The sequence below is a fragment of the Thauera butanivorans genome, assembly GCF_048398245.1.
In the GTDB taxonomy this organism is placed as follows: Bacteria; Pseudomonadota; Gammaproteobacteria; order Burkholderiales; family Rhodocyclaceae; genus Thauera; species Thauera butanivorans.
Map to the genome: position 1 here is coordinate 2,609,285 of NZ_CP183038.1, position 11,993 is coordinate 2,621,277.

The 11,993-nt window shown below is 64.9% G+C and carries 10 protein-coding genes and 1 tRNA gene; 9 read left to right on the top strand and 2 right to left on the bottom strand.

From position 1 onward, the window contains the following. Positions 1-14: 14 nt before the first annotated feature. The 9 genes from ACNQFN_RS12715 to ACNQFN_RS12755 all read left to right on the top strand — a co-directional run bounded on the left by ACNQFN_RS12715 (position 15) and on the right by ACNQFN_RS12755 (position 10,201). On the top strand, positions 15-2,594 hold the full coding sequence (locus tag ACNQFN_RS12715; protein WP_418646680.1) for an FtsX-like permease family protein: 2,580 nt from the start codon (positions 15-17) through the stop codon (positions 2,592-2,594). Between the two features lie 72 nt (positions 2,595-2,666). Next, positions 2,667-3,881: a lipocalin-like domain-containing protein gene (locus ACNQFN_RS12720; protein WP_418646681.1), complete on the top strand. Its 1,215-nt coding sequence runs from the start codon at positions 2,667-2,669 to the stop codon at positions 3,879-3,881. Between the two features lie 54 nt (positions 3,882-3,935). Continuing rightward, entirely contained in the window at positions 3,936-5,018 is a 1,083-nt protein-coding gene (rfbB, locus tag ACNQFN_RS12725) for a dTDP-glucose 4,6-dehydratase (RefSeq protein ID WP_068637259.1), read from the top strand. Beyond that, positions 5,015-5,902, top strand: a complete 888-nt coding sequence (gene rfbD / locus ACNQFN_RS12730; RefSeq protein WP_418646682.1) for a dTDP-4-dehydrorhamnose reductase — start codon at positions 5,015-5,017, stop codon at positions 5,900-5,902. The genes rfbB and rfbD overlap by 4 nt, the downstream gene beginning before the upstream one ends. Before the next feature lie 52 nt (positions 5,903-5,954). Continuing rightward, positions 5,955-7,394 carry a mannose-1-phosphate guanylyltransferase/mannose-6-phosphate isomerase gene (locus tag ACNQFN_RS12735; protein ID WP_418646683.1) on the top strand — a complete coding sequence of 480 codons (1,440 nt, stop codon included), beginning with the start codon at positions 5,955-5,957 and terminating at the stop codon, positions 7,392-7,394. A gap of 107 nt (positions 7,395-7,501) precedes the next feature. Further along, a tRNA-Leu gene (locus ACNQFN_RS12740) sits at positions 7,502-7,586 on the top strand. A gap of 224 nt (positions 7,587-7,810) precedes the next feature. Continuing rightward, complete coding sequence (locus ACNQFN_RS12745; RefSeq protein ID WP_418646684.1) at positions 7,811-9,037, top strand: class I SAM-dependent methyltransferase; 1,227 nt, start codon at positions 7,811-7,813, stop codon at positions 9,035-9,037. Continuing rightward, the gene (locus tag ACNQFN_RS12750; protein ID WP_418646685.1) at positions 9,016-9,576 is read left to right on the top strand and encodes a flavin reductase family protein; all 561 of its coding nucleotides are present in this window, start codon (positions 9,016-9,018) and stop codon (positions 9,574-9,576) included. Before ACNQFN_RS12745 ends, ACNQFN_RS12750 begins: the two co-directional genes overlap by 22 nt. 460 nt (positions 9,577-10,036) lie before the next feature. Next, complete coding sequence (locus ACNQFN_RS12755; RefSeq protein ID WP_157659164.1) at positions 10,037-10,201, top strand: hypothetical protein; 165 nt, start codon at positions 10,037-10,039, stop codon at positions 10,199-10,201. Positions 10,202-10,263: 62 nt separating this feature from the next. Here the strand turns inward: ACNQFN_RS12755 and ACNQFN_RS12760 are convergent, their stop codons facing one another. Beyond that, on the bottom strand, positions 10,264-11,253 hold the full coding sequence (locus ACNQFN_RS12760; protein WP_068637813.1) for a diaminopimelate dehydrogenase: 990 nt from the start codon (positions 11,251-11,253) through the stop codon (positions 10,264-10,266). Positions 11,254-11,337: 84 nt separating this feature from the next. After that, positions 11,338-11,865, bottom strand: a complete 528-nt coding sequence (def, locus tag ACNQFN_RS12765; RefSeq protein ID WP_068637815.1) for a peptide deformylase — start codon at positions 11,863-11,865, stop codon at positions 11,338-11,340. Positions 11,866-11,993: the final 128 nt, after the last annotated feature.

Here is an 11,993-nt window from a genome sequence, read left to right on the forward strand (position 1 = left end):
AGGAGGGTAGTCCAGTGAGCCTGGTGGGCGCGACCTCGCGCCGGCTCTTCCTCGCCAGCCTGCTGCGCCATCGCCTGGCCACTGCGCTGTCGCTGCTGGCGATCGCGCTCGGCGTGGCGCTGGGTCTGGCGGTGCAACTGATCCATGGCGCGGCCATCGACGAATTCGGCCGCGGCCTGCGCACGCTGGCGGGCGAAGCCGACCTGCAACTGGTGGGGCCGCGCGAGGGCTTCGACGAGGCCATCTATCCGATGCTCGCCAAGCGTCCGGAGATCGCCGAAGCCAGCCCGGTGCTGCGCATCGAGGCACGGCTGCCGGGGCGGGAGGATACGCTGGAGATTCTTGGCGTCGACATGTTCCGCGTCGCCCGCATGCAGGCCTTGCTGCGGCCGCGGGCCGACCCGGCGCTGGTGGACGGCGACGGCCGTCTTGCCGGGCTGCAGCCGCGCAACATCTTCGTGAGCGTGGATGCCCGTGCCCGCCTGGAGCTGCCGTCGCGCCTGGGCAACGGGGAGATGGCCGGGCCCGCGCTGCGGGATGGCGTGTTGACCGTCCAGTCCGGTGTCAGCGGGATCGAGCTGCGTCTGGCCGGCGAACTGCCCTTGAGCGGCGCCGAACTGGCGGTGATGGACATCGGCGGCGCGCAGCAGATGTTCGGGCGCATCGGTGTGTTGAGCCGCATCGACCTCAAGCTCGCTCCGGGCCTGAGTCCCGAAGCCGCAGGTCTGGCGCTGTCGCCGCTGCTGCCGCCTGGACTGGCACTGCAGGTTCCGGAAGCCGCGGCCGGCGAGGCGAGTGCGCTGTCGCGCGCCTATCGGGTCAATCTCACGATGCTGGCGGCCATTGCGCTGCTGACCGGTGCGTTCCTGGTGTTTTCCACCCAGGTGCTGTCGGTGGCGCGGCGACGGCGGGAATTCGCCCTGCTGCGTGCGCTCGGCATGGAAAGGCGCCAATTGCTGCGCGGGCTGCTGGCCGAAGGGGCGGTGCTCGGGCTGGTGGGCGGCGTGATCGGCGTGGCGCTCGGCCATGCGCTTGCTGCGCTGGCCTTCAGGCTGGTCGGCGGTGATCTGGGCGCAGGCTTTTTTCGCGGTAGCCGACCCGAGTTGCAGTTCGATGCCATGCTTGCCGCAGGATATCTGCTGCTGGGCGGTGTGGCCGGTGTGCTCGGTAGCTGGCTGCCGGCCCGGGCAGCGTCGCAGGTTGCGCCGGCCCGGGCGCTGAGGGCCGGCGAAGCGCAGTATGCCGGCTTGCCGCATATGCAGGGACGCCTGCCGCTGGCGCTGCTGCTGGCGGCAGGCGCCGGGCTCGCCTGCATGCTGCCGCCGGCCGGCGGCATTCCGCTCGGCGGCTATGCTGCGGTGGCACTGAGCCTGATGGCGGCAGTGCTGTCCCTGCCTGCGCTGGCGCAGAGCCTGCTGCCCTTGCTGGGGCGGACGCGCTCGGTGATCTGGCGCCTGGCCCATGCCCGCCTGTCGGCCACGCCCGGCCAGGCCGTGGTGGCCGCTGCCGGCGTGGTCGCCAGCGTGGCGCTGGCATCGGCGATGGCGATCATGGTCAGCTCCTTCCGGGTGTCGGTGGATGACTGGCTGGCCCAGGTGCTGCCGGCCGACCTGTATGTGCGGGCTTCGAGCTCGGCGGCCAGCGGCTATCTGGATGACGACGCATTGGCGCGCATTGCCGCAGTGCCGGGCGTGGCTTCGGTGGATACGACGCGGCTGCTGAATTTGCGGCTGTCGGACGAGGAGCCGGTGTTCAGCCTGCTGGCGCGTCCGGTCGACGGCAACTGGGGCTTGCCGCTGGTCGCCGGTTCGACCGGACGCCCGGACGGCAGCAAGCCGGGGCAGAGTAGCTTGCCGCCAGCGTGGATTTCCGAAGCCGCCGTCGATCGCCTGGGGCTGGGCGTCGGCGACCGCCTGACGCTGCCGCTGGCCGGCCGCCAGCAGAGTTTCGTCGTTGCCGGCGTCTGGCGGGATTATTCGCGCCAGTACGGTGCGGCGCTGATCGAACCGGCGGACTATCGCGCCCTGACCGGCGACGATCGCGTCAACGACGCCGCGATCCGGCTCGAGGAGGGCACCGATGCGGGCGCGGTGGCCGATGCGCTGAACGCCCGCTTCGGCCCCGGACGCCTGATCATCGCACTGCCGGGCGAAATCCGTGCGACCACGCTGCAGATCTTCGACCGGACTTTCCTGATCACCTATCTGATGGAAGCCGTGACGGTGATGATCGGCCTGTTCGGCATCGCCACCACCTTCGCCGCGCTGGCCGGCACGCGCGAAGGCGAGTTCGGCATGCTGCGCCATCTGGGTTTCACGCGCGGGGAGATCGGGCGCCTGATCGCAGCCGAAGGGGCGCTGACCGCCGGGTTTGGCGTGGCCTGCGGTTTGCTGGCGGGCGGGGCGATGGCATGGATCCTCATCGAGGTGGTCAACCGGCAGAGTTTCCATTGGAGCATGGACCTGGCCGTGCCTTGGGCTGCGCTGGTTCTGTTTGCCGCCGTGCTGGTGTCGCTGGCTGCACTGGTTGCACGGCTCGCCGGGGCGCGAGCGATGCGAGGGTCCGCGGTGCAGGCGGTGAAGGCCGACTGGTGAATGCGGCGGTGCAGGCAGGCGGAGCGGTTGGATGATGCGTGCGAAGGCGGATGCAGGAGAGGACAAGTGTCGATGGTGATACGACGTGCCGGGCAGTGGAGCGGAATCTGGAGGCACTTCGGAGCGGATATCGCCCGACGCTCGCTGTGTGCGTTCGCCGCTGTCATCGCCTTGCTGTCGTGTCTGCCACCGGAGATTCATGCACAGGGTTCAGGATCTGCGTCGGCTGCCGATGGCTACCCAGCCGTGGTGCCGGGCAGGCCGCTGATCTTCCCCGATGATTTCGGCGCCCACCCGGACTACCGTACCGAATGGTGGTACATCACCGGCTGGCTGCGTGATGACGCAGGCGCGGAGCGTGGCTTCCAGCTCACCTTCTTCCGGGTGCGCACCCTGATCGGCGAGGACAACCCCAGCCGTTTCGCGCCGCGCCAACTCATCCTCGCCCATGCCGCGGTGGCCGATCCGGCGAATGGCCGCCTGCTCCATGCCGAACGTTCGGCACGGGCCTGGCCCGGCCTGGCAGGCGCCGCGACCGGCCGGACGGACGTCGAGATCGATGGCTGGTCGCTGTCGATGGAAACTGGGGAGGGTGGCGAGACGGACGGGAGCAGTGGCGATCGCTACCACAGCCGCATCGAAACGGAGGAATTCGGTTTCGAACTGCGCTTCGACGCCCGCCGTCCGCCTTTGCCGAATGGCCGCCAGGGTTTCAGCCAGAAGGCGCCCGATCCGCTCAACGCCAGCCATTACTACAGCCGGCCGCAGCTCGGCGTGTCGGGCAGGCTGCGCCTGGGCAGCGAGATTCTGGACGTGGACGGCCATGCCTGGCTGGATCACGAATGGTCCTCGGAGATCCTGCCGCAGGGCGCGCGCGGCTGGGATTGGATCGGCATCAACCTGCATGACGGCGGTTCGCTGATGCTGTTCCAGATGCGCGATGGCGAAGGCGGCGCGATGTGGGCCGCGGGGACGCTGGCCGATGCGCTTGGCCGGGCGCGGCCCTTCGCTCCCGACGAAGTACGCTTCGAGCCGGTGAGGCACTGGACGTCTGCTCGCACCGGCACGCGCTACCCGGTGGAATGGCGCCTGCACCTGGCCGACGGACGCACGCTCGGCCTGCGTCCGCTAATGGACGACCAGGAGCTCGACAGCAGTGCATCGACCGGCGCCGTGTATTGGGAAGGCGCAGTACGCCTGTCCGAGCAGGCGGAGGACGGCAGCGAACGTGAAATCGGTCAGGGCTACCTCGAAATGACCGGCTATGCCGAACGCCTGGACATGTAGCCGCCGCTTCGATGATGCGATAATCCTGCCATTCGACCCAAGCGGAGCTTGATCTTGATTCTCGTGACCGGCGGCGCGGGCTTCATCGGCGCCAACTTCGTCCTCGACTGGCTTGCCGGCGATGGCCGCAGCGATGGCGAAGCCATCCTGAACCTGGACCTGCTGACCTATGCCGGCAACCTCGAAACGCTGGCGAGCCTGCGGGACGATCCGCGCCATGTTTTCGTGCAGGGCGACATCTGCGACCGCGCATTGGTCGACCGCCTGCTGGCAACCTACCGGCCCCGCGCGATCGTGCATTTCGCCGCCGAGAGCCACGTCGACCGCTCCATTCATGGCCCTGGCGATTTCGTGCGTACCAATGTCGAAGGCACGTTCACGCTGCTCGAGGCGGCGCGTGCCCATCATTCGGCGCTCGACGCGGGGGAGCGGGCGGCCTTCCGCTTCCTGCACGTCAGCACAGACGAAGTCTATGGCTCGCTGGGCGCCGACGACCCGGCTTTCGCCGAAACCAAGGCCTACGAACCCAACAGCCCGTATTCGGCCAGCAAGGCGGCCAGCGACCATCTGGTGCGCGCCTGGCACCACACTTACGGCCTGCCGGTGCTGACCACCAACTGCTCGAACAACTACGGTCCGCGCCAGTTTCCGGAGAAACTGATTCCGCTGATGATCGTCAATGCCCTGGCGGGCAAGCCGCTGCCGGTGTATGGCGACGGCCTCAACGTGCGCGACTGGCTGTACGTCACCGATCACTGCGCCGCGATCCGCGAAGTGCTGGCGCGCGGCACGCCGGGCGCGACCTACAACATCGGCGGCTGGAACGAAAAGACCAATATCGACATCGTCCGCAGCGTCTGCGGACTGCTCGACGAGTTGCGCCCCTCGGCTGACGGCAGCCATGCACGGCTCATCACCCATGTCACCGACCGCCCGGGGCACGATCGGCGCTACGCCATCGATGCCCGCAAGATCGAGCGCGAACTGGGCTGGCGGCCAGCCGAGACCTTCGACAGCGGCATCCGCAAGACGGTGCAGTGGTATCTCGACAATCCGCAATGGGTCGCGGACGTGCAGAGCGGTGCCTACCGCGACTGGGTGGCGGCCAACTACGCCACGCGGGGGCAGAAGGCATGAAGATCCTGCTGCTGGGCAAGAACGGCCAGGTGGGCTGGGAGCTGCAGCGTGCGCTGGCGCCATTGGGCGAGCTGATCGCGCTCGATCGCCGTGGCAGCGACGGCTTGTGCGGCGACTTGGAACGACTCGATGCGCTGGCCGATACCGTGCAGCGCCTGGCGCCGGATCTCGTCGTCAATGCCGCAGCCTACACGGCCGTCGATCAGGCGGAAAGCGACGCGGAGCGTGCGCGCCGCATCAACGCGGACGCGGTCGGCGTGCTTGCCGGGCAGGCTGCCGAGCTCGGCGCACTGCTGGTGCACTATTCGACCGATTACGTCTTCGATGGCAGCGGCGAGCGCCCCTGGTGCGAAGACGACACGCCGGCGCCGCTGTCCATCTATGGCGCGACCAAGCTCGAGGGCGAGGAAGCGATTCGCGCCAGCGGCTGCGATCATCTGATTTTCCGTACCTCCTGGGTCCATGCCGCGCGTGGCGGCAACTTTGCCCGCACCATCCTCCGCCTGGCTGCCGAGCGCGAACGCCTGACCGTCATCGACGACCAGATCGGCGCGCCGACCGGTGCAGACCTGATCGCCGATGTCAGCGCCCATGCCATCCGCCGCACGATGGGCGACCGCGGCCACGGCGGCACTTACCACCTGGCCGCAGGCGGGCAGACGAGCTGGCGCGGCTACGCCAGCTTCGTCATCGACCGCGCCCGCTCTGGCGGCAGGACACTGGCGGTGCGTGAGATCGTGCCGATACCGGCCTCGAACTATCCGACGCCTGCGGCGCGCCCGCTGAATTCGCGCCTTGACACCCGGCGCCTGCGCGAGCGCTTCGATCTGCACCTGCCCGACTGGCGCGACGGCGTGGCGCGCATGCTGGACGAACTCGGCTGAAGGCGGCCGTTCAGCCAATCAGCTTCGGACAATCGACTGGAACCCTATCGACATGATCATCAAGAGCGTCATCCTTTCCGGCGGTTCGGGCACCCGGCTGTGGCCGGCCTCGCGCGAGAATCACCCCAAGCAGTTGCTGCCGCTGACCAGCGAGCGCTCGCTGCTGCAGGAAACCGCGGTCCGCCTGGACGGTTTTGCCGGCGGCGAGGTCGATCGGCGTCCGCTCGTCGTCACCAACGAGGAATATCGCTTCATCATTGCCGAGCAACTGCGCCAGATCGGTGTGCGTTCGCCCCAGATCGTGCTCGAGCCCTTCGGCCGCAACACCGCGCCGGCGCTGACCCTGGCGGCGCTCGCAGCACTGGAGGAGGGCGACCCGGTGCTGCTGGTGATGCCGGCCGATCACGTCATCACCGACCTCGGCGCGTTCCAGCAGGCCATCGACCAGGGCAGCAGCCTGGCCGGCGACGGGATGCTCGTGGCCTTCGGCATCGTGCCCGATCGCGCCGAGACGGGCTACGGCTACATCCGCGCTGGCATGGCAATCGGCGGGGGGCGCGAGCTGGCCGAGTTCGTCGAGAAGCCGGATCTCGACACCGCCCGGCGCTATCTCGAAAGCGGCGAATATTTCTGGAACAGCGGCATCTTCATGATGAAGGCCCCGGTCTGGTTGCGCGCCATCGAGCGCTTCAGGCCCGATATCGCCGAAGCCTGCAGGAGCGCTTACGAAGGCCACAAACAGGATGCCGATTTCATCCGTCTGGAGCAGGGCGCATTCGAACGCTGCCCGAGCGACTCGATCGACTATGCCGTCATGGAGCATCTGGCAAGCGCACCGGAACTGGGCAAGGGTGCGGTGGTGCCGATGTCGGCAGGTTGGTCCGATGTCGGTGCCTGGGATGCGCTGTGGGCGATATCCGGCAAGGACGAGGCGGGCAATGCCGGCCGTGGCGAAGTGCTGTTCGAAGATTGCCGCAATACCCTGGTGCATGCCAATGATCGGCTGGTGGCTGCGGTCGGCTGCGAGGACATGATCGTCGTCGAAACGCCCGATGCGGTGATGGTGGCGCACAAGGATCGCACTCAGGACGTGAAGAAGGTCGTCGCCCGCCTGAAGGCCGAAGGCCGCAGCCTGACGCAAAGTCACCGCAAGGTCTATCGGCCCTGGGGTTGGTACGACTCCATCGACGAAGGGGAGCGTTTCCAGGTCAAGCGCATCGTCGTCAACCCGGGCGCCAAGCTCAGTCTGCAGATGCACCACCATCGCGCCGAACACTGGATCGTGGTCAAGGGCACGGCCGAAGTCACCAACGGCGAGCGCACCTTCCTGCTGGCGGAAAACGAATCGACCTACATTCCGCTGGGGCATACGCACCGGCTGGCGAATCCGGGCAAGGTGCCGCTGGAGATCATCGAGGTGCAGTCCGGGAGCTATCTCGGCGAAGACGACATCGTGCGCTTCGAGGATACCTACGGGCGCAGCTCGAGCTGAGGCCGGAAGGGGGAGGGTCGCTTCGAGCCGTGGCAGTCCGCGCAGGCCGAACCGCAGCCAGGTTCCGCGAAGAGACCATGTATAATGCGGCCCGCTTCGCTGCCGATGCGGGGGTGGCGGAATTGGTAGACGCACTGGATTTAGGTTCCAGCGCCGCAAGGCGTGAGAGTTCGAGTCTCTTCCCCCGCACCATCGGGTTTCAGCGTACTTCTCCCGAGCCGTCTCGTTTTGCAAAACCGTATCTGTTTTGCAAGAATCAGCAGCAGAGACGCCAGTGTGCCTGCGTTGCGATGTCGCGGATGCCTGCGCCACAGCATGTCGGTGAATGCTGCCTCAACCTGCAGGGTACGCTACGCGGCTCTCTTGCACCTGGATTTCCAACATGATCGATGTTGGTCAGGCTTCAGGAGGCGTGCATGGATTCTTCTTCGCCCCTTGTCGAGACATTGCGCCGACTCCTCGCCGATCGCGGCCTGGCGCTGGGCCTGCAATTGGGAAATGGCCGTACTGAAACGCTGGGCAGTGGTCCGGCCGCGGTCATCTTGCGTCTTCCGCGTCCCGAAGCGGCGCTCAAGCTGTTGTCCCCCGATCTCGGCACGCTTGCGCGAGCCTATATCCATGGCGAGATCGATGTCGAAGGAAGTGCGCTGGACATCGTCCGGCTGGCGTTCGAACTCGCGCATGCCGGGAGTGCCCATCGGCGTCTGCTGAACCGGGTCACGGGGTGGCGCCTCTGGCGACATAATCCGGCCAGTGACAGGCGGGCCATCGCGCATCACTACGATGTCTCGAACGATTTCTATCGGCTGTGGCTCGACCCCGAGATGGTCTATTCCTGCGCCTATTTTCCGAGCGGCTCGGAGACCCTGGAGCAGGCACAGCAAGCCAAGCTCGACCTCATCTGCCGCAAGCTCCAGCTCGAGCCGGGAGAGCGCTTCCTCGACATCGGCTGCGGCTGGGGAGCGTTGCTGCTGTGGGCTCATCGTCATTACGGGGTGAAGGCCACCGGCGTGACATTGAGCGAACAGCAATTCAACTACGCACGGCAGCGCATCCGCGAACTGGGCCTGGAAGGGGCAATCGACGTTCACCTGCAGGACTATCGCCACATCCCGGGCCAGGGTGTATTCGACAAGATCGCCTCGGTGGGCATGTTCGAACATGTAGGCATACGCAATCTGCCCGTATATTTCGGCGCCATCAGTCGGCTGCTGACGGATGGCGGCCTGGTGTTGAACCACGGCATCACCACCCGCACAGGGGATGAGGCAGTCAGGGACGGCGCGGGCGATTTCATCGACCGCTATGTGTTTCCCGATGGAGAACTGCCGACCATGGCCCAGGCAGCCGCGGCGATGGAGGATCAACAACTGGAGGTTTTCGACGTCGAAGGCTTGCGACCCCATTACGCACGAACGCTGCTGCATTGGGTCGAGCGTCTCGATGCACACCGCGATAGCGCCATCCGGCTTGTCGGAGACCGGACCTATCGCGTGTGGCGGATCTACATGGCCGGTAGCGCTCAAGCCTTCGAGTACGGCTGGATCTCCGTTCATCAACTGCTGGCTGCCAAGCGCGCCGTGAAGGGTTTTTCGGCCCAGCGCTGGAGTCGTGAGCATATGTGGAGGAGTCCAGCACGATGAAACCCCTTGTCGCCGCAAGGATCTTCACGCTGCTCGAACCCGGCCCGGTCGTGCTCGTCACGACACGCCATGGAGGCAAGAGCAACATCATGACCATCTCGTGGACGATGGTTCTGGATTTCACGCCGCGCTTTGCGATCTGCACCGGTGCATGGAACCACTCGTTCACCGCGCTGGAGAAAACGCGCGAATGCGTCATCGCCATCCCGCCCGCCGACATGCTCGACACCGTGATCGGCATCGGCACCTGCTCGGGCGCGGATACCGACAAATTCACGCGCTTTGGTCTCACGCCCTCCAAAGGCAAGCACGTGCAAGCCCCGCTGATCGCGCAATGCCTCGCCAACATCGAATGCCGGGTCGCCGAGATCATCGCCCCGCACGGCATCGTCGTACTCGACGGCCTGGCCGCGTATGTCGATCACCAGAAATCCGACCAGCGCATGCTGCATGCCGTTGGCGACGGCACCTTCGTCGCCGACGGCGAACGCTTCGACCGTAAGGAGGCGATGCGGTCGAAGCTGCCTGATGGTGTTTAGACTACACTTTGCCACGCGCTGATGACTCGGCGCGGGTGTTGCCGCATGTTGCTGACGTGGCGAAATCGGATGGCGGGCACGACATGCTGGTCTTCCTCGCACGGGCGATCGTCCGACTGTCCGCGACGCACTTGTACAAGCATTCGTGTGCTGCTGGAGCGGCGCCGGCACGGTAGCCAGAGCAGAATGTTCAGGCGCTTGCACGACTGAGGACAGCGGCGGCGCTTGGTCTTCCTGCATAACATGGCATGGGCCGGCACTCTAGGCTATCTGGAAACGCGTCGAAGGAATGTGAAGAGCCAGGAAAACAGCTTTGATCCCACGGAGCCTGTTCTTAAACTTAACATAATACAAATTATCGCGGTTTCAGGCGGCTACTCGTGCAGTTCCTGCCCAATTCAGTACTCCAGCGTGAACGGCGTCATGAATGCCACCTCCTTATCTGACTACCATGCTCTTCATGAAAACCAGTGTTCTGGTCACGCTTATTGCGTTGATCGCCTTCCTCGGTATCGTGTCGTTGTTGCTGTTCACCGGCAAGGCGCCAACGCATATACGCATCCAGCCCGTTCAAGTATCCGGAGCCGCAGGGTCGTCAGCGCCGGATTCCGCTGTACACAACTGAGCGCTGTGGTGGCCGCGGGCCGATCGCCCCCGCGCGCCACCTCGAGAACAGCAAATGGACCGTCAAAGCAGCTCTTTGCGCAACTGGGCCGGCGTCTTGATCGACAGCAGTCCGGGTGCCACATCGAAGGCGGTCTTGGCGCCGAACTGGCCCTGTACGTTCAGGCGATAGGCTGCCCGTGCATAGGCCACCAGAACGCTGGCGGTGAACTCGGGATTGCTTTCGAGTTGGAGCGAATACTCGATCACTTGGGCGTGTGCCTCGGTGGTGTTGCCGCTGCGAATGACGAAGCCGCCATGCGGCATGCGGCTGTGTTCGCGGAGCAAGGTTTCTTCGCTGATGAAATGGACCGTGGTGTCGTAATCGGCAAAATAGTTGGGCATGGTGACGATGGTCCGCTCGACTTCGGCTGCATCGGCGCCTTCGTTCAGAACGACGTAACATTCACGCGTGTGCTTCTGACGGGTCGTCAGTTCGGGACGCAAGCCACTGCGCACTTGCTCGATCGCATCCCGTGACGGCAACGTGTACTGCACCCCCGCTTTCACACCGGGCACGCGGCGAATGGCATCGGAATGCCCCTGGCTGAGTCCCTTGCCCCAGAACGTGTAAGTTGCGCCATCGGGCAACAAGGCTTCGCCATACAGACGATTGATGGAAAACATGCCTGGATCCCAGCCAATGGAAATCAACGCTGTTTTGCCGTTTGCGCGTGCTGGCGCATCGACAGAATCGAAGTACTCCGGGATCCGCGCATGTGTGTCGAAGCTGTCGACGATGTTGAACCTTGCCGCCATCTCCGGCCCCTGGCGAGGCAAGTCGTCCTTGGAGCCGCCACATAGAATCAATACGTCGATCGTGTCACGACAGTCGGACAGTGCGGTGATGGGCTGCACCGAGGTCCGGGCGGACAGAGGCTTCACCGACTCCGGCGAACGGCGGGTAAATACGCCGACCAGCGTCATGTCCGGGTTCCTAGCGATGGCGGCTTCGACGCCGCGCCCCAGATTTCCGTAGCCGGCGATACCGATGCGAATTTGTGTGTTGTCCATCAGGAAATCGACTCCAACTTCAAGAGAATGAATGTTCGCTCAGCGCCCTGTCCATAAGAGCACGCGTCGTGTTCGGCTCTGCTCTCAGCGCCTTTCCATATCTGGGAACAGTACATCAGTGAAGCCGAAACGGGTGAAGTCGTTCACCCGCATCGGGTACAGTACTCCGGCGAGATGATCGCATTCATGCTGCGCCACACGAGCGTGAAAACCCTCGACCATGCGATCGATGGGATTCCCTTGCGGATCGAACCCTTGATAGCGGATGCGTTGGTGGCGTGCCACCACCCCACGCAGCCCGGGGACCGACAGGCAGCCTTCCCACCCCTCCTCCATCACGTCGTCCAGTGGCGTGATGACTGGATTCAGCAGGATCGTGCGCGGTACTGCGGGGGCGTCGGGATAGCGTTCATTCTGCTCGAAGCCGAAGATCACCAACTGCAGGCCGACGCCGATCTGCGGTGCTGCCAGACCAACACCACCATTTGCGCTCATCGTGTCGAACATGTCGGTGATCAATTCGTCGAGTTCCGGCGTTCCGAACGCCGTGATGGGTTTGGCCGGTTCGAGGAGACGCGGATCTCCCATGCGGAGGAGCGTACGAGCAACCATTGTCTTCACCAGATGTTTGTCGGGATATTTTACACTCTGATTGCAATGCTTTTGAAAAGATCATGGAAACATTATTGATTACAACTATTTGATCAAGCAGGTGTGAATATTGCTTTAGAATGGTCTGC